Source organism: Streptomyces europaeiscabiei (assembly GCF_036346855.1).
GTDB lineage: Bacteria > Actinomycetota > Actinomycetes > Streptomycetales > Streptomycetaceae > Streptomyces > Streptomyces europaeiscabiei.
In genome coordinates this window covers 3,024,006-3,049,506 of the sequence record NZ_CP107841.1, presented here as the reverse complement: position 1 = coordinate 3,049,506, position 25,501 = coordinate 3,024,006, and the positions used below count along the sequence as shown (strand labels likewise).

17 protein-coding genes and 1 pseudogene are annotated in these 25,501 nt (G+C 69.6%); 6 read left to right on the top strand and 12 right to left on the bottom strand.

Annotation, left to right across the window (positions count from 1 at the left end):
* Positions 1-66: 66 nt before the first annotated feature.
* Positions 67-2,352, bottom strand: a pseudogene (locus OG858_RS13200) (family 43 glycosylhydrolase); the annotation flags it as partial.
* A 242-nt stretch (positions 2,353-2,594) separates the two neighbouring features.
* Entirely contained in the window at positions 2,595-4,025 is a 1,431-nt protein-coding gene (locus tag OG858_RS13195) for a glycoside hydrolase family 43 protein (protein ID WP_328544887.1), read from the bottom strand.
* 677 nt (positions 4,026-4,702) lie between these two features.
* Between OG858_RS13195 and OG858_RS13190 the strand changes: the two genes are divergently transcribed.
* Entirely contained in the window at positions 4,703-8,065 is a 3,363-nt protein-coding gene (locus OG858_RS13190; protein WP_328544888.1) for an alpha-L-rhamnosidase-related protein, read from the top strand.
* A gap of 178 nt (positions 8,066-8,243) precedes the next feature.
* Here OG858_RS13190 and OG858_RS13185 read toward each other — a convergent pair whose 3' ends face one another.
* Positions 8,244-8,672, bottom strand: a complete 429-nt coding sequence (locus tag OG858_RS13185; RefSeq protein ID WP_328544889.1) for an LLM class oxidoreductase — start codon at positions 8,670-8,672, stop codon at positions 8,244-8,246.
* A 493-nt stretch (positions 8,673-9,165) separates the two neighbouring features.
* On the opposite strand from OG858_RS13185, the gene OG858_RS13180 reads away from it, so the two are divergent.
* Both OG858_RS13180 and OG858_RS13175 read left to right on the top strand, forming a co-directional pair.
* Entirely contained in the window at positions 9,166-10,668 is a 1,503-nt protein-coding gene (locus tag OG858_RS13180) for a family 43 glycosylhydrolase (protein WP_086752089.1), read from the top strand.
* 36 nt (positions 10,669-10,704) lie between these two features.
* Positions 10,705-12,153: a family 43 glycosylhydrolase gene (locus tag OG858_RS13175; RefSeq protein WP_319064634.1), complete on the top strand. Its 1,449-nt coding sequence runs from the start codon at positions 10,705-10,707 to the stop codon at positions 12,151-12,153.
* Between the two features lie 97 nt (positions 12,154-12,250).
* Here OG858_RS13175 and OG858_RS13170 read toward each other — a convergent pair whose 3' ends face one another.
* The 6 genes from OG858_RS13170 to OG858_RS13145 form a co-directional block, all read right to left on the bottom strand.
* The gene (locus OG858_RS13170) at positions 12,251-12,940 is read right to left on the bottom strand and encodes a response regulator transcription factor (RefSeq protein WP_328544890.1); all 690 of its coding nucleotides are present in this window, start codon (positions 12,938-12,940) and stop codon (positions 12,251-12,253) included.
* A gap of 9 nt (positions 12,941-12,949) precedes the next feature.
* Entirely contained in the window at positions 12,950-14,215 is a 1,266-nt protein-coding gene (locus OG858_RS13165; RefSeq protein ID WP_319064632.1) for a sensor histidine kinase, read from the bottom strand.
* Positions 14,216-14,330: 115 nt separating this feature from the next.
* A complete protein-coding gene (locus OG858_RS13160; RefSeq protein ID WP_328544891.1) occupies positions 14,331-16,592 on the bottom strand; it encodes an MMPL family transporter in 2,262 nt (753 codons plus the stop codon).
* Positions 16,593-16,769: 177 nt separating this feature from the next.
* Positions 16,770-17,306 carry a hypothetical protein gene (locus OG858_RS13155; RefSeq protein ID WP_319064630.1) on the bottom strand — a complete coding sequence of 179 codons (537 nt, stop codon included), beginning with the start codon at positions 17,304-17,306 and terminating at the stop codon, positions 16,770-16,772.
* Complete coding sequence (locus tag OG858_RS13150; protein WP_319266775.1) at positions 17,299-17,661, bottom strand: MazG-like family protein; 363 nt, start codon at positions 17,659-17,661, stop codon at positions 17,299-17,301. Before OG858_RS13150 ends, OG858_RS13155 begins: the two co-directional genes overlap by 8 nt.
* A gap of 273 nt (positions 17,662-17,934) precedes the next feature.
* Positions 17,935-18,480 carry a DoxX family membrane protein gene (locus tag OG858_RS13145; RefSeq protein WP_086750903.1) on the bottom strand — a complete coding sequence of 182 codons (546 nt, stop codon included), beginning with the start codon at positions 18,478-18,480 and terminating at the stop codon, positions 17,935-17,937.
* Between the two features lie 158 nt (positions 18,481-18,638).
* Here OG858_RS13145 and OG858_RS13140 point away from each other — a divergent pair, with 158 nt between their 5' ends.
* Entirely contained in the window at positions 18,639-18,965 is a 327-nt protein-coding gene (locus tag OG858_RS13140) for a sigma-70 family RNA polymerase sigma factor family protein (RefSeq protein WP_086750901.1), read from the top strand.
* Positions 18,966-19,022: 57 nt separating this feature from the next.
* On the top strand, positions 19,023-20,054 hold the full coding sequence (locus tag OG858_RS13135; RefSeq protein ID WP_406196070.1) for an aldo/keto reductase: 1,032 nt from the start codon (positions 19,023-19,025) through the stop codon (positions 20,052-20,054).
* 30 nt (positions 20,055-20,084) lie between these two features.
* On the opposite strand, the gene OG858_RS13130 is transcribed toward OG858_RS13135, so the two are convergent.
* The 3 genes from OG858_RS13130 to OG858_RS13120 all read right to left on the bottom strand — a co-directional run bounded on the left by OG858_RS13130 (position 20,085) and on the right by OG858_RS13120 (position 23,597).
* Positions 20,085-20,813: an ABC transporter ATP-binding protein gene (locus OG858_RS13130; protein ID WP_319064627.1), complete on the bottom strand. Its 729-nt coding sequence runs from the start codon at positions 20,811-20,813 to the stop codon at positions 20,085-20,087.
* A 49-nt stretch (positions 20,814-20,862) separates the two neighbouring features.
* Positions 20,863-22,335, bottom strand: coding sequence for an ABC transporter permease (locus OG858_RS13125; RefSeq protein WP_319064626.1), 1,473 nt, complete (start codon positions 22,333-22,335; stop codon positions 20,863-20,865).
* Between the two features lie 473 nt (positions 22,336-22,808).
* On the bottom strand, positions 22,809-23,597 hold the full coding sequence (locus tag OG858_RS13120) for an SDR family oxidoreductase (RefSeq protein WP_328544892.1): 789 nt from the start codon (positions 23,595-23,597) through the stop codon (positions 22,809-22,811).
* Between the two features lie 159 nt (positions 23,598-23,756).
* Here OG858_RS13120 and OG858_RS13115 point away from each other — a divergent pair, with 159 nt between their 5' ends.
* The gene (locus OG858_RS13115) at positions 23,757-25,418 is read left to right on the top strand and encodes an alkaline phosphatase D family protein (protein ID WP_319266767.1); all 1,662 of its coding nucleotides are present in this window, start codon (positions 23,757-23,759) and stop codon (positions 25,416-25,418) included.
* Positions 25,419-25,501: the final 83 nt, after the last annotated feature.

Genomic DNA, 25,501 nt, shown 5'->3' with positions numbered 1-25,501 from the left:
CATAGTCGTGCCGACCGCCCCGCACGGCATAGTCGTGCGGGGCGGCCGACGAGCGAGAAGAGGCGGTCAGGCCCAGGGGTTGACCGGCCTGAAGGAACTGTCGGCGCGGAAGGTGGCGGTGTCCTGGAAGGGGTCTATGCGCAACTCGAAGTTGTAGTGGCGGAGGTAGCGGCCGGGGTAGTTGAACGATTCCAGGCTGACCGAGCCGGTGGCCGAACCCGGCCGGGCGCAGTAGGTGGCGTCCTGGTTGAAGGTCGCGGTGCCGTTGCTCGCGTCGGCGCGGACCCGGAAGTCCTTGTGGCGCAGGTAGCGGCCGGACGAGTCGCGGAAGGAGTAGCAGGTGGGGTCGGCCAGGCCGGGGACGATGGTGAAGGTGGCGCTCTGCTTGACCGCGGTGGTGCTGGAGGAGGTCACCGGGTCGATGTAGCCGAGGCTGTCGGAACGGACGGCGGCGTAGCGGCCGGTGAAGTTGACCGACTGGAGCGAGCGGTTGGTGTGCGTCGGCAGGACGGCGCCGACGGTGACCGGGTCGATGCTCTCCAGGGTGGGGACGACCTTCTTGATCAGGCCGCTGGAGTCGAACTCCATTGTGTCGATGGTGGTTTCGCGGTGGGTGCCGTCTCCGCCGGGGATGGCGAAGCGGTGGTAGGCGATGTACCAGTCGTCGGTGCCCGGGACATCGACCACCGAGTGGTGGCCGGGGCCCTTGATGCCGACGGAAAGGTCCTTCTCCAGGATCACGCCCCGCTTGGTCCAGGGGCCGGTGGGCGAGGAGCCGGTGGCGTAGGCGACCCGGTAGTTCTCGTCACGTGTGTCGTTCTCCGACCACGTGAAGTAGTAGGTGCCCTTGCGCTTGATGACGAAGGTGCCCTCGTTGTAGCCGCTGGGGGTGATGTCGGTGACCTTGGAGGAGTCGAAGGAGACCATGTCGTCGTTGAGCGGGACGACGTAGGCGCGGCCGTTGCCCCAGTAGAGGTACCTCTTGCCGTCGTCGTCGGTGAAGACCGCCGGGTCGATCATCTGGCCGGTGAAGGCACCGCGGGCGATCAGCGGCTTGCCCAGGGGGTCCGTGAACGGGCCGGTGGGCGAGTCGGAGACGGCGACGCCGATGTTGGTGTCGGCGGAGTAGTAGAAGTAGTACTTCCCGTTCTTCTCGGCCATGGTCGGGGCCCAGGCCCGGGTGTCGGCCCAGGTGACGTCGGGTCCGAGGTCGAGGATGACGCCGTGGTCGGTCCAGTGGACCAGGTCCTTGGAGGAGTACGCCTTGAACTTCGTGCCGCTCCAGCCCGCGAAGCCGTCGGTGGTCGGGTAGACGTAGAAGGTGTCACCGAACCGGACGATGTTCGGGTCGGCGGTGAGCCCCGGCAGGACCGGGCTCTTCATGACCAGCGCCTCGACCGTCCAGGTGCGCTTGGCGCCGTCGGAGCCGGTCACCTCGTACGTCACGGGGTTGGTGAAGTCGCGCGGGGCGCCTGAGGCAGGGCTGAGGGTCGCGCCCTGGGCGATGGTGAACTGCGGGGCGAGCGTGGTGAGGTCGGTGCCCTCGGTCAGCGGGAGGGTGATCTTGCTGTTGGCGTTGTCGACGATGGCGTCGATCTTCAGCCTGGGGTGGGTGGCCGCGCCGATGCCCGTGGTGTTCCCGCTGACTTCGAGGACCTCGGTGGGCGCCAGCGCGCGGTCGTAGACCCGAAAGTCGCGGATCTTGCCCTTGAAGAGCTTGTCACTGTTGTAGACCGACTTGCCGATGTAGTTGGCCGTGGTGATGCCGGACCCGATGGAACCGGGGGTGAGGGTGACCGACGTGTTACGGGCCTTCTCCACGCCGTCCTCGTACAGGACGCCCGTGGTGCCGGTCTGGGTGTAGGTGATGTGCTTCCAGACCGAGCGCTGCAACGCGACGGAGGTCCGGGTGTTCTGCTCGGTGGACGAGTTCCCGGAGGCGATCGCGGTCCTGAACGAGTTGCCCGTGGTGAACAGGTACCCGTTGCCGGTGCCGCTGCTCGCGGTGTTGCCGAAGCCGTAGATGAAGTAGGGCGTGGCCTGGGCGGCGTCGATCTGCACGTCCATCGAGACGGTGATCGAGTTCATGCCGCTCATGATGTTGTCCGGCACTTTGACGTAGGTGCTGGACCCGTTGAAGGTGAGCCCCTCGCCGTTGCCCGACCAGCCCGCGGTGCCGTTGACGGTGCCGTCGCGTCCGTTGCCGGAGGCGTCCACCGCCACGGTGCCCGAGGTGGCGTCGAGTTTGTACCACAGAGCCAGGCCGTCGGTGATCTCCGCCGCCTGGGCGGGGGCCGCCGGGCCGACGACGCCCACCATGAGCGAGGCGGCGGCCACGGCGGCCAGGGCGCCCAGCCGGAATCTCCGGCGGCACTGAAGTCGCACGCTGTGCATGGTTCACATCCCCTGAAGAAGACATGCCGGTGAAGAGGACATGCCTGCGGAGGGGGACGCGACGCCTCGGCCGAGGTGCCGCGTTCCGCCCGAATGACATCTGGTGTCGCGTCGCGTTCGCGGGTGGGATGCCGGCGCCTTCCTCGGAGGGGAGGGCGGCAGGTGGGGCGTCGCCTGAGGGCGCCGGCATCCCGGTCTGGTCAGTTCGTCAGTCGGAAGGTGGCGTCGCTGCGTCCCGTCGCGGTGGTGATCGTTTCGAGTTTCAGCTGGTAGGCGTAGTGGCGGATGTAGCGGTCGGGGTGGTTGTAGGACTGGAAGGACGACCATGTCGAGTCGGCGAGGCCGGCGACCTGGCGGAAGGTGGCGTCCGCGGCGAACTGGGTGGTGCCGTCGTTGTACACGAGCTGGAAGTCGGATCCGTCGTGGCGCAGGTAGTAGCCGGGGAAGTTGACCGACTCGAAGGAGACGGTGCCGGTGCCGGTCAGGCCGGGCCGCGGCCGGAACTTGGCGTCATCGTTGGTGACGTTCTGGTCGATGCGTACGTCGAAGTTGCTGTGCCGGACGTAGCGGTCCTGGAAGTTGAAGGACTGCAGTCGCTTGCCCGCCACGTTGGCCCAGCGGGCCTGGATCCGGGCGTCCTCGGCGGCGGTCAGGTTCAGGATCGAGCCGTGGCGCTTCTTCGTTCCGCCCAGGGAGTAGGTTCCCGAGGTCGGGAGCTTGTAGGTGCCGGAGGCGGAGGGGTTGGTCGTGGTGACCGGCATGTAGCCCTTTCCGGCCGCGTACTGGTCGAGGTAGAGGGTCCACTCGTTGCGGTCGCGGAACTTCATCCACATCGGGCCCTCGACCTGGGAGCCGGTCAGGCCGATGCCGGAGAGGTTGCCGAGGTTGGTCCAGGTGCCGAGGATCGAGTTGCTGCCTTCGAGGGTGATCTGGCCGTCGCCGGAGGCCCGTACGTAGCGGAAGTTGCCGACACCGGAGGGGACCTCGACGATCTGGGTGTCGATGATGCCCTGGGTGCCGGGGCGGTCGATGTAGACCTGGGGAGTGGTGACGGTGCGGAAGTCGGTGGTGCGGGCGTAGTAGATCCGGTGCTTCAGTACGCCGTTGAGGGTTGCGTTGGTCGCCCAGTACAGGACGTAGTTGTTGGTGGCCGGGTCCCAGATCGCCTCAGGGGCCCAGGCGTTGCGTCCGTCGGGGATCGCGCCGGCGACGTTCAGCAGCCACGGCGCCGACCAGGTGACCAGGTCGGTGGACTCCCACACGACGAGGTTGCGGCTGCCGTTGGAGGTGGAGTCGCCCCACGACTGGCCGCAGCCGATGCACAGGTCGGTCGCGATGATCCAGTACTTGCTGCCGTCGGGTGAGCGGACCAGGGCGGGGTCACGCACCCCACGGGTGCCCACGGTGGAGCGCAGGGTCATCCCGCCACCGTTGAGGTCGGTCCAGTTCAGACCGTCCGTGCTGTACGAGAAGTACATCTGCTGACCGGTCGACCCCTCCCCGATGAAGTGCGTCATCAGGTAACCCGGGTCCGCGGCGGCGGCCCGCTGAGGTGTGGTCACGACTTGGGCTGTGAAGAGCAGGCAGGCGGCGACGAATACCGCCGCCAGCCGAGCGAGAACCGCGGGCATATGGGTTCCTGTCTTTGTGGGTGCCATGATCAGGTGCGAGTGAGGTCGAGAGTGGGGCCCGGCCCGAGGGTGGGGCCCGGCCTTCGTGCCGCTGGGGCAGTACCTGCTCCGCGCGCCGTGGGATGTCGCGCAATGCGCGGTCAGCGCCCGCGGAGCCGCGGTTTCCGCAGGGGTGTGGCAGCGACCGGAGGCACCGCCGCAGTGGCGGTCCGGCGGGTGACGAAGGCGGCTGAGAAGGCCGACAGAGGAGCCGACTCAGGAGTGCGCCGGAGACGGATGCGCAACACGGGCTGTCTCCTTTGACGGCCATGGTTCGAAAAATCGAACATTGTTCGCAAGTTCGAGCAGAAGATAGATGTCGGTCAGGGGTACGTCAATGGAACTGGCCAGTTCGATGCCTCGCCCTCACCCTCGCGCTCGCGTCATCGACCGCTCATGGCGGTGAGGCCTCGCCTGCTCCACCCGCCTGAACTGCGGGGACCTCCTTGCATGCTCGGGCGGCTCGCGAGAATGCCGACCGCACAACCATTGACACAGCGCTATGAACAGGACAAAGATCTCGCCTGCAACCACGTTATTGAAACGTTTCAAAAGCGCGGAACCAATAATTCCGCCCCCTCCCCGTCCGCGCTGCCGACGTGTTTGCCACCCTCCCCGCACATCTCTAGGAGCCCGCGATGCACGACGTAACGCGCCGGTCCGCTCTACGCTCGGCCATAGCCGTGGCCATGGCCCCCACCCTGGGGTCCCTGATCCTGCCCGGCCTCGCGCCGACGGCGTCCGCGGCGGTCTCGTGGACCGCGAAGTGGATCTGGGCTCCGTCCAGCTCGGCGAACCAGTGGGTGGCGTTCCGTAGATCGTTCACCCTGGACTCCGCGCCCTCGAAGGCCGTGACGCAGATCGCGGCGGACTCGAAGTACTGGCTGTGGGTCAACGGCACGCTGGTGGTCTTCGAGGGCGGGCTCAAGCGCGGCCCGAACCGTACGGACACGTACTACGACGAGATCGACCTCGCCCCGTACCTGACCAGCGGCACCAACACGGTGGCGCTGCTGGTGTGGTACTTCGGCAAGCAGGGCTTCTCGCACAGCAGCAGCGGCAAGGGCGGGCTGTTGTTCCAGTCCGACATCGAGACCGGTTCCACCACGACCCGGCTGGTCAGCAACACCGGCTGGAAGCACAAGGTCCACCCGGGCTACTCGAACAACACCAGCGGCACCCAGGTCAACTTCCGGCTGCCGGAATCGAACGTCTACTACGACGCCCGCAACGCCGCCGCGATGGCCGACTGGCAGTCCTCCGGCTTCGACGACAGCGCCTGGAGCGCGCCCACCGACTTCGGCGACGTCGGCGCCGCTCCCTGGAACGGTCTCGTCGAGCGGCCGATCCCGCAGTTCCGCTACTCCGGCCTGAAGTCCTACACCAACAACGCCTCACTCCCGGCCACCGGCCAGGGCTCCACCGCGATCTGGGCCACCCTGCCGTCCAACATCCAGGTCACCCCGTACCTGAAGGTGGACGCCCCGGCCGGCGCGGTGATCGGCATCCAGACCGATCACTACGACGACGGCAAGGGCCTGGTCGGCATCGACCAGAAGACCATCTTCAACGTCCGCGCCACCTACGTCTGTACCGGCGGTGTCCAGGAGTTCGAGGCGCTGGCCTGGATGAGCGGTACCGCCGTGCGGTACATCATCCCGGCGGGCGTGACGATCGTGGATCTCAAGTACCGGGAGTCCGGGTACGACACGGACTTCGACGGGTCGTTCACCAGCAGCGACGCCTTGTTCGACACCGTGTGGACCAAGGCCGCCCGCACCATGTACGTCAACATGCGGGACAACTACATGGACTGCCCGACCCGCGAACGCGCCCAGTGGTGGGGCGATGTGGTCAACCAGCTGAAGGAAGGCTTCTACACCTTCGACACCAAGTCCCACGACCTCGGCAAGAAGGCCATCTCGCAGCTGGCCTCCTGGCAGGAGTCCGGCGGCGTGCTGTACTCCCCGATGCCCTCGACCATCTGGACCGCCGAGCTGCCCAACCAGATGCTCGCCTCGGTGTGGTCGTTCTGGACGTTCCACCTCTACACCGGCGACACGAGCGCGGTCACCGGCGCCTACCCGGCGGTGAAGAAGTATCTGGACCTGTGGGGCCTGGGCAGCGACGGTCTGGTCGCCCACCGCGCCGGGGACTGGGACTGGCAGGACTGGGGCAGCAACATCGACGCCCGGGTCCTGAACAACTGCTGGTACTACCTGGCCCTGGACACCGCCGCCAAGCTCGCCGACCTCAGCGGCAACAGCGGCGACGTCGCCGGATGGCAGGCCCAGCGCACCAGCATCAAGGCCAACTTCGACTCCCTGCTGTGGAACTCCACCAAGAACGAGTACCGCTCGCCCGCCTACAGCGGCGACACCGACGACCGGGCCAACGCCCTCGCGGTGGTCGCGGGCCTGGCCACCCCCAGCCACTACCCGGCGATCACCAACGTGCTGCGCACCCACCTCAACGCCAGCCCGTACATGGAGTTCTACGTCCTGGAGGCGCTGTACATGATGGGCGCGGCCACGGTCGCCGAGGAGCGGATGCGCAACCGCTTCGCCGCCCAGGTCGCCGACCCCGACTGCCACACCCTGTGGGAGGTGTGGGTCAAGTCGCAGGGCACCGACAACCATGCATGGAACGGCGGCCCGCTGTACGCCCTGTCCGCCTACGCCGCGGGTGTCCGCCCCACCAAGGCCGGCTGGGAGACGTACGAGGTGATCCCGCAGACCGGCACCCTCACGAAGATCAACACAGTGACGCCGACCGTCGAGGGAACCATCCGCTTCGGCATCGAGCGGGACGGCACCCAGGTGACCCTGACGCTCACCTCGCCGAGCGGGACGACCGCCCGTGTCGGTGTGCCCACCTACGGCGGCTCCCAGCCGGTCATCAAGGCGAACGGCACCACCGTCTTCACCGGCGGCTCCTCCACGGGCAGCGTCAGCGGTCTGAGCTATGACGGCAAGGACTCCTCGTACGTCTACTTCAAGGTCCAGCCGGGCACGTGGACGTTCACGGCGACGGGCGTCGGCCGCCTCGACGACCTGGCTCTGGGGCGGACGGTCACCAGCAACAGCAGCCTGGAGAACAGCAGCTGGGGCAGGAACCGGCTCACCGACGGCAAGCTCACCAGCGTGTCCGGTGCCAGGGGCTACACCAGCAACGAGTTCGCCTCGGCCGACGTCAGCGCGAACCCCGTGTGGGTGGAGATCGACCTCGGCGCCGACACCGACCTGGACGCCGTACGCCTCTTCCCCCGCACCGACACCGGGGGAGCGGGCGGCGGTACGGCGGGCTTCCCCGTCGACTTCACGATCCAGACGCGCCCCGACGGATCCAGCACCTACACCACTGCCCGTACCGTCACCGGCCAGGCCAACCCCGACGGCAAGGTCCAGACGTACGGCTTCAAGACCACCACCGCCCGCCACGTCCGCCTCCAGGCCACCAAACTCGGCACCCCCGCCTCCGACGAGTCCACCAAGTTCCGCCTGCAGCTCGCCGAGCTCACCGTCCCCACCGCCGCGACGGCCGTGAAGGCCAACTACACGCTGGAGAACAGCGACTGGGGCAAGACCCGACTCCTGGACGGCACCACCACCAGTGTCGCCGGCGCCAAGGGCTTCACCAGCATCGACTTCCCCGCCGCCGACGTCAGCGACACACCCGTATGGATCGAGGTCGACCTCGGCGCCGACCGGTCCATCGGCTCCGTCACCCTCCACCCGCGCACCGACGCCAGTGGAGCCGGCGGCGGCTCGGCAAACTTCCCCGTCGACTTCACACTGCAGACCCGCGCCGACGGATCCGGCACCTACACCACCGCCAGAACCGTCACCGGCCAGTCCAACCCGAGCGGAGCCGCCCAGACCTACACCCTCACCTCCACCACCGGCCGCTACCTGCGCCTGACCGCGACGAAACTCGGTACCCCGGCCTCCGACGAGAGCACCAAGTTCCGTCTTCAGCTGGCCGAGATCGGCATCAAGTAGCACGCCCCACGGCCACGGCAGCCTGCCCCGGCAGTCACCCACAACCACAGCGGCCCGCCCCGGCACACACCACATGCCGGGGTGGGCCGCTGTGGCATCGTCGTGGACCACCGGCCGTCGGCCGTGCCCGTCGCGCCAGGCGGCCGGATCGGCCGACTCGCTCTGGCTGGCCGGCGGGTCAGCCCAGCAGACCGGCCGGCCGTCGCCACACCTCGCGCGGCAGCGCGTCCCCCGGCCCGTCGTCGATCACCTGCGACGCCACTGGCGAGGGACCGGGCGTGGCCGGGGCGGTCTCCAGGACGACCTTCAGCTCGGGGGCCGGCAGCGGGCCGCCCTCCAGTGTCCCGCGCGTCTCCGCCGTGTGTTCCGGAGTCACCAGGTATGGGTGGGAGTCGGCCGCGCGGTCGAGGGAGAGGCGGAGCACGCGGGGGCCGAGGGCGGCGGGGGCACGGCGGTCGGCGGGGGCTCCGGCCGCGTCCAGGGCGTCCAGGGGGTCGACCATCGCCGCGTAGAGGCGCCGGTACTGCTCCGCGAGCTTCGTGTGGCTCACGCCGAGGCCGAGGAGGAAACGGCCGGGGTGGGTGGCCTCCAGGTCGGCGAAGTGCACGGCCGTGTCGGCGGCCGAGTGCGGCCAGATGCGCTGGATGTCGGTGGCGACGACAAGGCCCCTCCCGCTCGAGCGAAGCCGAGAGTGGGGGAGTGTGCCGTCGCCTCGACCAGAGGCACGGCGTGCTGGACGGTCGTGCTGCCGCCGGGCCGGATCGCGCCGAAGGCCGAGCTTCTCCCGCCATCTGCCGCCTCGGCGAGTTGGCCGGGGCCACGAACCGGGTCCTCGGCCCGCAGGCCGATGCGCCAGACACCGTACCGTCGCACGCTGTCTTCTTTGGCCGTGCAAACGCCGACCCGCCCGCCTTCGCGATCTCTTCCGGTGGGTCCGTCGGCACAAAGTCCTGTCGCAGCCATTGACGTCCCTCCCGCCTCAGCTTTACCTTCTGGCCGAAGTTACGTACAGCGTTCGCAATCTCGAACGATCCGATTCTGATCTTCCTTGGTCCCCCTTTACTCTCCCCCTCTCGAGCCGCTCCCCGAAGGGACTTGCCGTGGTCCGCATCCAAGTCCGCCACTGGGTGACGTCGGTGGCCGCACTGCTGGCCCTGTTCGCGTCACTCCTCGCCGTCCAGCCGCCGTCGCCCGCCGCCGCGGCCGACGGCAAGCCTTACACCAACCCGGTCAAGTCGCAGAAAGGCGCCGACCCGTGGCTGGAGTACTACAACGGCAACTACTACCTGGTGACGACATCGTTCACCGGTGAGCTGACCATGCGGAAATCGCCCACGCTCGCCGGGCTGAGCACCGCGCCCAGCGTGCAGGTGTGGTCGGACAGCACCAGCAGCCGCAACTGGAACATGTGGGCCCCGGAGATCCACTTCTTCGACGGCAAGTGGTACCTCTACTACTCCGCCGGGCCGCGCGCGTCCGCCTGCTGCGACGACCAGCGCACCCACGTGCTGGAGAGCGCCGGGTCCGACCCGATGGGGCCGTACACCTTCAAGAACACCTTCACCGGCTCCAACCTGAACCCCAACGGCTGGCTGATCGACGCCAGCGTGCTCAAGCACAACGACAAGCTGTACCTGGTCGGCAGCGGTTCGGCCGGCGGCAGCAAGCAGAGCCTCGTCATCGCGCCGCTCAGCAACCCGTACACGCTCGCCAGTTCCACGTTCACCGTCATCTCCAGCCCGACGCTCAGCTGGGAGACACAGAGCGGGGAGGTCAACGAGGGGCCCGAGCCGCTGTACCGCAACGGGCGTACGTTCCTCGTCTACTCCGCGAGCGCCTGCTGGGGTCCCGACTACAAGCTCGGGCAGCTGGAGCTGACCGGCTCCGACCCGCTGCTCGCCTCCTCCTGGACGAAGAAGCAGACGCCGGTCTTCCAGCGCAGCGACGCCAACAGTGTGTACGCGCCCGGTCACAACGGGTTCTTCACCTCGCCCGACGGGACGGAGAACTGGATCGTCTACCACGCCAACGACGCCGCCGGTGACGGGTGCGACAACGGGCGTACGACCCGCGCCCAGAAGTTCACCTGGAACGCGGACGGCACGCCGAACTTCGGCACCCCGGTCGCCCTCGGCGCGACCATCGCCGGCCCCTCGGGTGAGACGGCGACGACGCCGACCGCGTACACGATCGTCAACCGCAACAGCGGCAAGTGCCTGGACGTCAACGGCGGCAGCACGGCCGACGGCGCCAACATCTTCCAGTGGACCTGCAACGGCGGGGCCAACCAGAAGTGGCGCGTCGAGGACCGCGCCGACGACACCAGCCGCCTCGTGAACGTCGCCACCGGGAAGGTCGCCGACGTCGCCGACTGCGCGAGCGCCGACGGCGCCGACATCCGGCAGTGGTCCTGGCTGAACAACAACTGCCAGAAGTTCCGCATGGTCTACCTCGGCGGCGACTACGTCCGGATCGTCAACGCCTCCACCGGCAAGGTCATGGACGTCGCCGACTGCGGCACCGCCAACGGTACCGACGTACGCCAGTGGTCCTGGCTCAACAACAACTGCCAGCAGTGGCGGCTCGTCCCCACGACCGCCTGATCCCCACATCCTGACCCCGAAGGGCCGCAACAAGACATGAGACGACTCGTCAGACGGGTACTGGTGGCCGCCTCGGTGGCGCTCACCGTGCTCACCGGTGTCACCACCCCCGCCCAGGCCGCCGCGCCCGCGTCCCCGGCCGTCACCTTCACCAACCCGATAGCCGAGCAGCGGGCCGACCCGCACATCTTCAAGCACACCGACGGCTTCTACTACTTCACGGCCACGGTCCCGGCGTACGACAAGATCGTGATGCGGCGGGCCACCACCCTCCAGGGGCTGTCCACGGCCGCGGAGACCACCATCTGGACCAAGCACGCCAGTGGTGAGATGGGCGCCCACATCTGGGCGCCGGAGATCCACTTCATCGACGGCAAGTGGTACATCTACTTCACGGCCGGCTCCTCCAACGACATCTGGAAGATCCGCCCGTACGTCCTGGAGACCAGCGCCGCCAACCCGATCACCGGCACCTGGACCGAGAAGGGCCGCATCTCCCTCCCGCTCGACACCTTCTCGCTCGACGCGACGACCTTCACCGTCGGCAGCACCCGCTACCTGAGCTGGGCGCAGAACGACCCGGCGGTCGGCGACGGCACCAACATCTACCTGGCGAAGATGTCCAACCCCTGGACGATTCAAGGCAGTCCGGTCATGATCTCCCGGCCCACCAACGCCTGGGAGAAGGTCGGCCACACCGTCAACGAGGGCCCGGCGGTCATCCAGCGGGGCGGCAAGGTCTTCATGACGTTCTCGGCGGCCGCCACCGACGCCAACTACTGCCTCGGCCTGCTGACCGCCTCCGACTCGGCCGACCTGATGAACCCGGCCTCCTGGGTCAAGACCCCCACCCCGGTCTTCAAGAGCAACGCCGCCACCGGCCAGTACGGCCCCGGCCACAACACCTTCACCACGTCCGAGGACGGAAAGTCCGACATCCTCGTCTACCACGACCGCAACTACAAGGACATCAGCGGCGACCCGCTCAACGACCCCAACCGCCGCACCCGCTACCAGAAGCTGTACTGGAACGCCGACGGCACGCCCAACTTCGGCATCCCCGTCGCCGACGGCGCGACCCCGGTCCGGCTCTCCTCGTTCAACTACCCGGACAAGTTCATCCGCCACTGGGAGTACCGCGGCAAGCTGGAGGCCAACGTCACCAACCTGGCCGACTCGCAGTTCCGGATCGTCACCGGTCTGACGGGCAGCGGCACGGTCTCGCTGGAGTCGGCGAACTTCCCCGGTTACTACCTCCGCCACAAGAACAACGAGGTGTGGGTGGAGAAGGACGACGGCACGGCCCTGTTCGACGCCGACGCCTCGTTCCACCAGCGGGCCGGTCTCGCCGACACCGCGGCCGGGGTCTCGTACGAGTCGTACAACTTCCCCGGCCGCTACATCCGGCACTTCAACAACCTGCTCTACACCCAGCCGGTCAGCACGACCCTCGACCGGCAGGACGCCACGTTCTACAAGGAGTAGGGCGGCACGTCCGGGTTGATCCGGATTGCACCTCGGGGGCGTGGGGCCGTCGTGGTCTGCCACTTCGTCGTGGCCGATCGCGAACGGCCCCACGCCCCTACTCGGCCACCTCGTCCGGTGGTGACACCTGGACCAAGCCCGACTGGTAAGCCATCACGACCAGTTGCGCCCTGTCCCTCGCCCCCAGCTTCGTCATCGCCCGGTGCACATGGGTGCGTACCGTCAGCGGGCTGACGTACAGCTTCTCGGCGATCTCGTCGTTGGAGCGGCCCTCCGCGGCGAGGGACATGACCTCGCGTTCGCGGGTGGTGAGGGTGGTCAGCTGATCCGGGGTGGCGAGGCGACTGCCGGGGGCGGGGGCGGCGAGGAAGCGGGTGACGAGGGTGCGGGTGGCGGCGGGGGACAGAAGGGTGTCGCCGGCGGCCACCGTGCGGATGCCGTCGAGGAGCACATCGGCGGTGACGTCCTTGCCGAGGAAGCCACTGGCGCCGGAGCGCAGTGCCTGGGCCACGTACTCGTCGATCTCGAAGGTCGTGAGGATCAGTACGCGGGTGTCGGCCAGTTCATCGTCGGCGCAGATCACGGCCGTGGCGGTGAGCCCGTCGGTGCCGGGCATGCGGATGTCCATGAGGACCACGTCGGGACGGTGGACGCGGACGAGGTCGACCGCCTCCCGGCCGTCGGTGGCCTCGGCGACCACGTCCATGTCCGCGCAGGAGTCGATGAGGATCCGGAAGGTGGCCCGCAGGAGGGCCTGGTCGTCGGCGAGCAGGACACGAATGGTCATGGTGCTGTTCTACTTCCGCTGGTCTCGGGTCGGTTCCGCGTCCGGTTCGGGGGCCCGGGGGCGGGTGCGCAGCGGGAGGTCGGTGGTGACCTCGAAGCCGCCTTCGGGACGGTGACCGGCGCTCAGGCGGCCGCCGACGGACTGGGCACGTTCGCGCATGCCGATGAGGCCGAAACCACGGCCGGGTTCCGCGGTGCAGGCGGAACGGGGCGTGTCGGTGCTGCCGTCGTCGGTGACCGTGATCGTCAGGTGGGCCTCCTCGTACGCGAGGCGGATGCGCGCCGCGTCCACGCCGGCGTGCTTGCTGACGTTGGTGAGGGCTTCCTGCACGATCCGGTACGCGGTCAGGTCCACGCCGGGGTCGAGATGCCCCGGGGCGCCCTCCGTGGTGACGGTGACCGTGAGGCCCGCGGACTCGCACGCGGCCATCAGGTCCGGGAGCCGGTCGAGCCCGGGGGCGGGGGTCAGCGGCGCCTCGGGGTCGTCGGGCCGGCGGAGCACACCCACGGTGGCCTTGAGCTCGCGCAGCGCCGCCGATGTGGTGGAGGTCAGCTCCGTGAGGATCCGATGGGCCTGCTCGGGGTCGGTGCGGGTGAGGTGTGCGGCGGTGCCCGCCTGGGCGTTGGCGAGGGCCAGATGGTGGGCGACCACGTCGTGCAGATCGCGGGCGATGCGCATCCGCTCCTCGGTGACCCGGAGGTGGGCCTCCTCCTCCCGGGTGCGCTCGGCGTGCTCGGCGCGGGCCTGCACCGACTTCAGATAGGCCCGCCGGATCTGGGTCGCCCGGCCCACGGCGAGGGGCAGCAGCAGCCAGAAGGCGGGCCCGATCGTCCTCAGCACCAGCGAGAGGTGGCCCATGGAGTCGGAGAACACGGCCGCCAGCGTCATCACCACGACGGTGATGACGCCGTAGGCGCGGGTGGTCTTCCGGTCGGTGAGTGTGGCCAGCCAGTAGAGCGCCGCCATGATCGGTGCCAGCAGCAGGGGGGTGAGCAGATAGCCCAGCGCGACCGCGATCACCGTGCAGACGGCGGTCACGACGAGGGCCGTGCGCGGGTAGGCGCGGTGCTTGAGCAGGACGAGACAGGACACGCCCATGAGGGCGACGCCGACCTTGTCCTGGTCCGGCGGCTCGGCGCCGGGCAGGGTGAGCGCGCTGCCGAGCGTCGCGCAGCCCATCAGCGTCATGGCCAGCAACAGATCGACGAGGAAGGGTCGGCGCTCCGAGAAATCCTCCAGGCGATCGGCGTAGCGCCGTTCCAGGCTGACGGTCATCGGTGACTCCGGTCGGTGGGCTGGTGACCATGGTGGTCGACTTCGGGTGCGAACGCCCCCGAGGGCCGTCCGTGCCCTTGGCCACGGACGGCCCCCGGTGGGGGTGGGGAGTGGATCAGGTGTGTGTCACTTCCAGTTCGGCCGGGTCGGCCGATGCCGCATCCGTGCCGGCAGGATCCGTGCCGGCCGGATCCGTGCCGGCAGGGGCCGGCTCCGCGTCGGCGCGTCGGGTGAGCGCCTCACCCTCCACATCGACGTGGGGCAGTATCCGGTCCAGCCACTTCGGCAGCCACCACGCCTTGTCGCCGAGCAGGGCGAGTACGGCGGGCACGATCGCCATACGGACGACGAACGCGTCGAACAGGACCGCCGAGGCCAGCCCGAACCCGATCATCTTGATCATGGAGTCGCTCTCGCCGATGAATCCGGCGAACACCGCGATCATGATCAGGGCGGCGGCCACGACCACGCGGGCACTGTGCCGGAATCCGGTGGTGATCGCCTCGTCGGCCCGGTCGCCGTGGACGTACGCCTCCCGCATCCGGGAGACGAGGAACACCTCGTAGTCCATGGCCAGGCCGAAGACGATGCCCACCAGGAAGATCGGCATCAGGCTCATGATCGGGCCGGTCTGGTCCACACCCAGGATCTCCGCGCCGTGGCCCTGCTGGAAGACCAGCACGACCACGCCGAGCGACGCGAGCACCGACAGCAGGAAGCCTGCGGCCGCCTTGAGCGGGACGAGGAGGGAACGGAAGACGACCATCAGGAGGATGACGGCCAGGCCGACCACGACCAGCAGATAGGGGACCAGCGCGGACTGCACCTTGCCGGAGATGTCGATGTTCAGCGCGGTGGTGCCGGTGACCTCGTACGTCGCCCCGGTGTCGGACTCGATGCCCGGACGCTCGTCCCGGATGACCGTCACCAGGTCCTTGGTCTTCTCGTCGGTCGGCGCGGTGGCGGGCACGGCCGAGAAGACGGCGGTGTCGCCGGCCTCGTTGAAGCGTGCGGGGGAGACGGACACGATCCCCTTGGTGGCGCCGATCTCCTTCGCGATCGTCGCCGCGGCGCCCTTCGCGTCGTCGGCGCCCTTGGCGTCCACCACGATCGTCAGCGGCCCGTTGAACCCGGGCCCGAAGCCCTCGGCGAGCGCGTCGTAGGCCCGGCGCTCGGTGGTGGAGGTCGGCTTGGCCTCGTCGCCGGGCATACCCAGCTGCAGATCGGTCATCGGCACCGCGAGTGCACCCAGGCCGATGACGCCGAGGATCAGCACGGGCACGGGGCGGCGCAGCACGAACCGGGACCAGCGGGTGCCCCCGTTGGTCTCCGAGCTCTCCTCGATCCGGCCGCTCTTGCGCGCCTTGCGCCCCAGCACGGCGTTCGGCCAGAACCCGAGGAGGGCCGGGACCAGGGTCAGCGCGATCAGTACGGCGACGACCACGGCGCCCGCGGCGGCCAGCCCCATCTTCGTCAGCATCGGGATGCCGACCACGGACAGTCCGGCCAGCGCGATGACGACGGTGAGCCCGGCGAACACGACCGCCGATCCGGCCGTGCCCGTGGCGAGGGCGGTCGCCTCCTCGGGCGTACGGCCCTTGGCGCGCTCCTCGCGGTAGCGGGAGACGACGAACAGGGCGTAGTCGATGCCGACCGCGAGGCCCAGCATCATCGCGAGGGTGCCGGTCGTGGTGGACAGGCCGAAGGCGTCGGACAGGGCGAGGATCGAGGCCATGCTGAAGCCGACGCCGACGAGCGCGGTCAGCAGCGGCAGCCCGGCCGCGGCCAGCGAGCCGAAGGTGACCAGCAGGACGACGGCGGCGATGGCGACACCGATCACCTCGGCCATCCCGCCCGCACCGCCCTGCTCGGCGACCGCGTCACCGCCCGCCTCCACGGTCAGCCCGGAGTCCTGGGCCTCGTGGAGCGCGTCCTTCAGACGGGTCCTGCTGGCGTCGGTGAGATCGTTCGCGGCGGCCTTGTAGGTGACGGTCGCGTACGCCGTCGAGCCGTCCTTGCTCACCGCCCGCGCCTGGAACGGGTCGACGGCGCTCGCGACCTGCGAGCCGTCCGCCAGATCGGCCACGGTGTCCTCGACGGCCTTCTTGTTCTCGGTGGCGGTGATCTTCTCGCCGCTCGGCGCGACGAACACGACCCGGGCGGTGGCGCCGTCGGCCGTGACGCCGGGGAAGCGCTGTTCGAGCAGGTCGAACGCCTTCTGGGACTCGATGCCCGGCATGGAGAACTCCTCGTCGGAGGCTCCGGGGGCCTTGAGGGCGCCGACACCTACGGCGCCCAGTACCGCCACCCACAGCAGGATGACGTACCAGCGTTTGCGGAAGGCCAGTCGGCCCAGCCGATGAAGGAAGGTTGCCATGGGTCGCAGGTCTCCACGTCAGAAGTCTCGGATGCCTGCCAAGACTCCCGTCCGGGGCCCCCTCACGTCGTCGTGCGGCTGCCGACAGTTCCGGCTACTCAGAACGCAGTACGACGAGACCACCGGGTCAACCCGGGGTATGACCGGCTGACAACCGGGGTATGCCCCACGGTCGGCCTACATGGCGTGCAGGGTGTCGCGGGAGGCCTTGATGAACTCCTTCAGCGCGTCCCAGAAGGGCGAGTAGCAGGCGTCGAAGCGGGCGACGGCACCGGTGTCGCCCTCGATCATCGCCTCGATCGCCTTGTGGAACGGATTCGTCGTCCGCCGCACCTTGTTGGCGAGTTCGGCGACCTCGTCGGGCCCCTCCAGAGAGACGACCCAGGTGAGGTTCCGCAGCGTGGCGTACTCGTCCCGCTGCCGCTCACGCAGCCGTCGCAGCTCCTCGACCTGCTCCGGCCCGAATCCGCCGCTCCCGGCGCCCCGGACCACGTCGGACACCTTCCAGTGCACATCGCTCAGCCGCTGCGCCTGCTCCATGAACTCCGCGTACGCCGTCCGCCGCGCCTGCCGCAGCCGCTCCACCCGCTGCGCGCTCGCCGTCGTGTCCGCCTGTATGCGCGCCGCCCGCGCGGTCCCCCTGCTCGTCACCCAGCTCGCGAGGACGGCCGTCCCGGCGGTGAGCGCGGCGATCCAGAACGCGTTGTCAGCCACGGCGGGCGCCCAGTGAGCGTTCGGTGACCCCGGCCAGGTGGGCCGTGAAGACCGCGCGGGCGTCCGGGGTGAGGGTACGCAGGGCGACCAGGGCCGTGACGACCACGTCGCACAGCTCCGACTGGACGTCGTCCCAGGTGTGGGTGGTGCCCTTGCGCGGGTTCTGACCGGTAGCGCCGATGACCGCCTGTGCGACCTCGCCGACCTCCTCCTGGAGCTTCAACATCCGCAGCAGCAGGCCCTCTTGGCCGCCGTACGGCTGATCCGCCTCCAGCCAGGCGTGGAGGTGGGAGACGGACTGCCAGAGGTCGTCGGGGGAGCCGGGGGCGGGGGCTTCGGCGTGCTGATCACTCATGGGGCGCAGCCTGCCACGCCCCTACGACAGTGACAGGCACTCCTCGAAAGAGGTCCGAGAGAGCTTCGGGAGAGCTTCGAGAGGGAGGCGCTCACTCTTCGAAGGGGACGGCCACTCTTCGAAGGAGGCGGTCACTCTTCGAAGGAGGCGGCCGGTCCTCGAAGGGAGGCGGTCACTCTTCGAAGGAGGCGGCCGGTCCTCGAAGGAGGCGGTCACTCTTCCAAGGAGGCGGCCGGTCCTCGAAGGGAGGCGATCGGTCCTCGGAAGCGAGGGTCACTCCTCGAACAGCGCCTCCTGCTCGCCCTCCTTCTCCTTCCGCACCCGCTGGTTGCGCATGCCGACGACCACCGTCGTGACCGCGGCCGTACCGGCGAGTGCCACCGGGACCATCCAGCCCCGGTCGAAGACATGGCGGAACGCGTGGTCGAGGGAGATCCGGCCGGGGCCGGTGATGGCGAGGCCGGCGGCGGCCAGGCCCAGGGTCGCGGCGTACTCGTAGCCGCCCTCGGCGTTGAAGAACCCGTTGGGCGCGTGGATCGCGGTCGCCCCGCCCATCGCGCCCGCCGCGGCGGCACCGGCCGCGGGTGTCGCGAGGCCCAGCGCGAGCAGCGCGCCGCCGCCCGTCTCGGCCAGCCCGGCCGCGGTGGCGCTCGCTTTGCCGGGCGCGTACCCGACGGACTCCATGAACGCGCCGGTCCCCTCGATCCCGTGCCCGCCGAACCAGCCGAACAGCTTCTGCGTGCCGTGCGCGGCGAGCACCCCGCCCGCGCCCAGCCGGAGCAGCAGCAGTCCCAGATCACGTCGGTCGAATGAGGTCATGATCACTCCCGGGCAGCCCGTGCGTAGGTCCCCTCCCGCGTATCCACCGTCGCACCGATCACACCTGCCCGACCCGCCCTGGCCGCCGTTCGGGTGGCGCCGAATCCGTCGTGCGTCTCCGGTGGCGTACCCGCGCCGATGGTGTGAGGCTGGCCGCCATGACGATCGCACCCGCCAAACTCAGCGACCCGGCCGTCCGGGCCTTCGTCGCCGCGGTGAACGCCCACAACCAGGACGCGTTCTTCGCGCTCCTCACGGACGACGCGACCATGTCGGACGACGGCTCCGACCGTGACGTCGCGGACTGGACCGACCGGGAGATCTTCTCCTCCCACGGCCACATGGAGGTCCAGCGCGAGTCCGCCGGTGGCCGTGCCCTGGTCGCCAACTACCGCAACGACACCTGGGGCGAGATGCGCACCGCGTGGCGCTTCACGGTGTCGGAGGACGGCAGGATCAGCCGCTTCGAGACGGGCGAGGCCTGACAACAACACGATCCCCCGAGGGGCTTGCCTTCGTGTGCACTCCAACTCCTAACGTTCATGGTCATGGAGACGAGCTCGCACACGGACACGCATACTCACCCGCACCCTTACACCAGGCCCCTCGGGCGCAGCGGCATCCAGGTCAGCGCCCTCGGCTTCGGCTGCTGGGCGATCGGCGGCGAGTGGCAGGCACCCGACGGGCAGCCGCTCGGCTGGGGGAAGGTGGACGACGAGGAGTCCGTACGGGCGGTGCACCGCGCCCTCGATCTCGGCGTCACCTTCTTCGACACGGCCGACGCGTACGGCACCGGGCACAGTGAGCGGGTCCTCGGCCGTGCCCTCGGCAAGCGCCGTGCGGACGTGGTCGTGGCCACCAAGTGGGGCAACGTCTTCGACGAGGCCACCCGCACCCTCACCGGCCAGGACGACACCCCCGCCCACGCCCGCCGCGCCCTCACCGCCTCCCTCGACCGCCTCGGCACCGACCACGTCGACCTGTACCAGCTGCACCTCTCCGACGCCGACCCCGAGCGCGCGGCCGAACTTCGCGACACCTGCGAGGAGTTCGTGCGGGAGGGTCTGATCCGGGCGTACGCGTGGAGCACCGACGACCCGGACCGCGCGGCCGTGTTCGCCGAGGGACCGCACTGCGCGGCCGTGCAGCACCGGCTGAACATCCTGCAGGACGCGCCCGAACTCCTCGCGTTGTGCGAGGAGTCGAACCTCGCGAGCATCAACCGCAGCCCCCTCGCCATGGGACTGCTCACCGGCAAGCACACCCCGGGGCGCGCTCTGGAGGCCGGTGACATCCGCAGCACTCCGCCGGCCTGGCTGCCGGGCTTCACCGCAGGTGCCGGCGCCGACCCGGAATGGCTCGGCCGGGTCGAGGCGCTGCGGGAGATCCTCACCAGCGGGGGCCGTACCCTCGCGCAGGGCGCCCTCGCCTGGATCTGGGCCCGCAGCCCGCAGACCGTGCCCATCCCCGGCTTCCGCTCGGTCGCCCAGGCCGAGGAGAACGCGGGCGCCCTCGCGAAGGGGCCGCTCACCGCGGACCAGGTGGCCGAGATCGACCGGATCCTGGGGCGGTGAGCGGCCCGTACGACAGTCACTGAGGAGGCCTCAGCTCGCGTACTCCTCCTGCTCTCGTGGCTGCGGTTCCTGCCTCTGTTCCTGCTTCTGTTCCGTGAGCGTCAGCTGCCCCGCCTTGATCGTGGCGAGCCGGGGCGCCCGCCGGGCGATCGAGGAGTCGTGCGTGACCAGGACGAAGGTGAGGCCCTGCTCCCGCCACAGCCCCTCCAGCAGGGCCATGATCTCGTCGCGGGTGCCCTCGTCGAGGTTGCCGGTGGGCTCGTCGGCGAGGAGCACCTTCGGCCGCTTGACCAGCGCGCGGGCGATGGCGACACGCTGCTGCTGACCGCCGGACAGCTCGGACGGGGCGTGGGCGAGGCGCTCGCCGAGGCCCACCGAGCGCAGCGCCTCGGCGGCCCGCTCGCGCCGCTCGGCCGGCTTCACACCGAGCGGGACGAGCGCGGTCTCGACGTTCTCCTGTGCGGTCAGTGTCGGGATGAGGTTGAACGACTGGAAGATGATGCCGATCTTCTCGGCGCGCACCCGGGTCAGCTTGGCCTCGCTGATGGAGGCGAGGTCCACACCGTCCAGCTCGACACCGCCCTCGGAAGGACGGTCGAGGCCGCCGATCATCTGCAGGAGGGTGGACTTGCCGCCACCCGTGGGGCCCTGGATGACGAGCTGGTCGCCGTCCTCGATGACGAGGTCGATGCCGCGCAGCGCCTCGATCGTCTCCTTGCCCCGCTTGTAGCGCTTGGTCACGCCGGTGAGCTTGTACATGGGGTGTCCTGTTGTCCTTCGTCCTTAGGGAGGTTGGGGGGCCGGTCGGCTACGACACGCTGCGGAGCGCGTCCGCGGGCCGCATCCGGGAGGCGCGCCAGCCGCCCATGGCCCCGGCGATCAGACCGCCGGCGATGGCGAGGCCCGCCGCGAGCGCGATGGTGGACAGCGAGACGGGCGCGGACAGCGCGATCTCCAGGGCGTTGGAGGTCTGCTGACCGGGAGCACCGCCCCGGCCGGGGCCGCCGCCCATGCCACCGGTGTTGCCCAGCTCCGCCTTGAGGGTGGGGCTGATCGCGGTCACGGTGTACGCGGCGGCCAGGCCGAGGCCGATGCCGAGGGCGCCGCCGAGCAGACCGTTCACGACGGACTCGCCGACGACCTGCCGGGTGACCTTGCGGCTGGGCCAGCCGAGCGCCTTCAGCGTGCCGAACTCGCGCACCCGGCGGGAGACGGCCGAGGAGGTGAGCAGTGCGGCCACCAGGAACGCGGCGGCGAGCACGGCGACGGACAGCCACTTGCCGACGCTGGTCGCGAGGTTGGAGGCGGTGGTCAGCGAACCGGAGACGGTCTCGGCGAGGTCGGCGGAGGTGGTGACCGTGGTGCCCGAGATGTTCTTCTGGATGGTCGCCTTGACGGCGTCGATCTGCTGCGAGTCGGTCGCCTTGACGTAGATCGTGGTGACGGTGTTCTTCGCGTCGCCGAGGGTCTGCGCCTGCTTCAGCGGCAGGTAGACGTCGGTGGTCGACTCGCTGGTGTCGGGCGTCGCGATACCGATGACCTTGTACTTGGTGCCGGAGATCTTGATGTTCTCGCCGACCGTGTACTCGTTCTCCTTGGCGTACGACTTGCTGAGCACCGCGACCTTCGCGTCGGTCTGCGAGGCCGTGAACGTGCTGCCCTTGGTGATCTTCGAGGTGGCGAGCGGGCCGAGGTCCTGGTCGGTGACGTCGACACCGGCGACGGAGTAGCTGTTGACGCCGAAGGAGGCACCGCCGCCCTCGACGCGGGGCTGGCTGGAGCCACCCTGGGTGTTGCCTCCGCCGGGACCGCCCTGGCCCTGCTGCTGCGCGGAGGAGTCGTCGGTGCGGGCCTCGCCCCGGGTGAAGGACCCGTCGACCTTGGTGACGTTCAGGCTGAGCGCGCCCACGGCCTCCGCGACGCCGTCCTGCTTCGCCACCTTGGCGACGAGCGAGGACTTCAGGGTCTGCCCGCCCTGGGTCATCACCCGGTCGGAACTCTGCTCCTCGCCGTCGTCGCCGTCGGCGGTGGCGTCGAACTCGAATCTCGGCCCACCCTGCTCCTCGTCGTCCCCGGAGGGCGCCTCCCTGGCCTTGGTGACCGTCATGTCGGTGCCCAGGCCGTAGAGCGACTGAAGGACCTTGTCCTGCGCCTGCCGCATTCCCGCCGAGACCGAGGTGACGGTGATGACCAGCGCGATCCCGAGCGCCAGACCCATGGCGATGACCAGAGCCGCCTTCTTGCGCCGGCCCAGCTCACGCTTGAGATAGATGCCAAACATCCCGTTCCTCAAAGGTTCTTGGCGCCCGCTGTGGGCGCGGTCACAAGCTAGGGAGGAACCTTTGAGGGGCCCTGAGTAAGGAATGTGCGAGGCCTGAGAAAACGAGGCCCGGGATCAGATTTCGATAAGACAGCGCATTCCTGAGCCGTCCATGGGCTATTGCCAGGAAATCCCGCTTGGATACCGCCCGGAGAAGAAATGGTGATGGGCAGCCGTTCCGCGCTCCGGTGCTTACCTCGCGGTCCCACGCGAGGTCCGCCCCCTTCCGGAGCACGGAACGGCTGCCCCCTCCCCCTCGGGTTGGTCACGGAAGCCGCTGCCTCCAAGTGTGAAGCTCTCGTGGAGGCGAGTCCTGAGCATATGCCTGCCACGTGCCCCAATGGACCGGAGCAACAGCTTCCGTTTGTGCAAGTTGAGCCCTGGACGAATGCCGTCGGACCCGATGGGCGCGGGCCGGCCCGCCCTCCGGCGGCTCAGCCCCGCCCGACGTACGGCATCGTCGTCGCCATCACCGTCGCGAACTGCACATTCGCCTCCAACGGCAACTCCGCCATGTGCCGCACGGTCCGCGCCACATCGGTCACGTCCATCACCGGCTCGGGCACGAGCTGACCGTTGGCCTGCAGCACGCCGTTCGCCATGCGCTCGGTCATGTCGGTGGCCGCGTTGCCGATGTCGATCTGGCCGACCGCGATGCCGTACGGCCGCCCGTCCAGCGACAGCGACTTGGTGAGGCCGGTCAGCGCGTGCTTGGTCGCGGTGTAGGCGACGGAGTGCGGGCGGGGAGTGTGCGCGGAGATGGAGCCGTTGTTGATGATCCGGCCGCCCTGCGGGTCCTGCTCCTTCATCTGGCGGTACGCCGCCTGCGCGCACAGGAACGCCCCGTTGAGGTTGGTGTCCACGACGTGCCGCCAGGCCGCGTAGTCCAGCTCCTCCACCGGCACCCCGCCCGGACCGAACGTGCCCGCGTTGTTGAAGAGCAGGTCCAGCCGCCCGAACCGGTCGCGCACGGCGGCGAGGAGCGCGTCCACGTCGCCAGGCCGCGAGACGTCCGTACGGACGCACAGCACCTCCGGGGCCCCGGGCCCGACGCCCGCGTCCGTCGCGGCGCCGGCCTCGGCCGCGCTCTCGGCGAGCTTCTCCTCGCGGCGGCCCGCCAGCGCCACCGACCAGCCGGCACGCAGCAACTCCACGGCCACGGCACGGCCGATGCCGGAGCCCGCACCCGTCACGATCGCGATCTTGGTTCCTTTGACCTTCATGGGCTCGCAGCGTAGGGGAGGGCACCCGCTCGGTCGCGCAGGTGGGGCCCGTCATCCGGAACTCATTCGTCCGCCATCTGGGTGTTGTGTACGTGACAGAAGATCGTCGAACCTGGCCACTCCAATGCACAAACACAACTACCTTCAGTAGAGGGCCAGATGACACCCACAGCCCACCGGTCGACGCAGCCCCGCTCGTCCCACGCGCCCGAACTCCGCGCCGCCGCGCGGCACTTCGACCGCCGCCGCTTCCTCACCGTCACGGGAGCCGCCGCCGCGCTCGCCTTCGCCACCAACCTTCCCGCGGCCGGTGCCGCGGCCGCGGCCACGCTCGACCCGCGGCAGATCACCGAGGACCCCTTCACCCTCGGCGTGGCCTCCGGCGACCCGCACCCCACCTCCGTGCTCCTGTGGACCCGGCTCGCCCCCGCCCCGTACCAGCCCGACGGCGGCCTGCCCGCCGAACGCGTCGCCGTCCGATGGGAACTGGCCCACGACGACAGATTCCGGCGCGTCGTCAGACGCGGCACCGCCACCGCCCACCCCGAGTTCCACCACACCGTCCACGTCGAGGCCGCCCACCTCGCCCCCGGCCGCGTCTACTACTACCGCTTCCGCACCGGCACCTGGATCAGCGAGACCGGCCGCACCCGCACCGCCCCCGGCCGCGGCCATCTGACCGGCTCCACCGCGCTCTCCTTCGCGGCCGTCTCCTGCCAGCGGTACGACCAGGGCTACTACACCGCCTACCGGCACCTCGCGGACGAGGACCTCGACGTCGTCCTCCACCTCGGGGACTACCTCTACGAGTACGCCGTGAACTCCGTCGGCGGCGCCCGCAACTACACCGACCGCGTCCTGCCCGACCTCTTCAACCACGAGACGGTCACCCTGGAGGACTACCGACTGCGGTACGCCCTCCACAAGACCGACCCCGACCAGCGGGCCGCCCACGCCGCGCACCCCTTCGTCGTCACCTGGGACGACCACGAGACCGAGAACAACTACGCGGGCGACAACCCCGACGGCGGCGAGCCCTCCGAGGAGTTCCTGCTGCGTCGCGCCGCCGCCTACCGCGCCTACTGGGAGAACCAGCCGCTGCGCCGCCCCCAGCGCCCCGACGGACCCGACATGACGCTCTACCGCCGCTTCCGGTGGGGCCGCCTCGCCCAGTTCGACATACTCGACACCCGCCAGTACCGCTCCAACCAGGCGCAGGGCGACGGCTGGCAGATACCCGGCCCGGAGTCCGCCGACCCGGCGCGCACGATGACGGGCGCCACGCAGGAGCGCTGGCTCCTCGACGGGTGGGACCGGTCCGACGCGATCTGGAACGTCGTCCCGCAGCAGGTCACCTTCTCCCAGCGCCGCAACGCCGTCGGCGACGTCTACAAGGTGTCGATGGACTCCTGGGACGGCTACCCGGCCTCCCGCGAACGTCTCCTGGCCGGCGCGGAGGCCGCCGGCATCGAGAACCTGATGGTCCTCACGGGTGACGTCCATGTCGGCTACGCCTTCGACATCAAACGCGACTTCGACGACCGCTCCTCGCGGACCGTCGGCACGGAGCTCGTCGCCTCCTCCGTGAGCAGCGGCGGCAACGGCTCCGACAAGCCCGCCAACTGGGACACCTACATGACCGCCAACCCCCACATGCGCTTCTACAACGGCCGCCGCGGCTACACGACGGTCAGGCTCGACCGCCGGTCCGCCCGCGCCGACTTCAAGGCCGTGCCGTACGTGACGACGACGGGCGCGGGCATCTCGACGGTGGCGTCCTTCGCGGTGGAGGCGGGCAAGCCGGGCCTCACGCCGGTGTAGCCGAGGACGGGCGGGCCGCGAACGAACCTTCGTTCTGTGGGCGGGGGTTGGCGGGCGGGGCGGAGGTCCGATGCCGGGCCGAT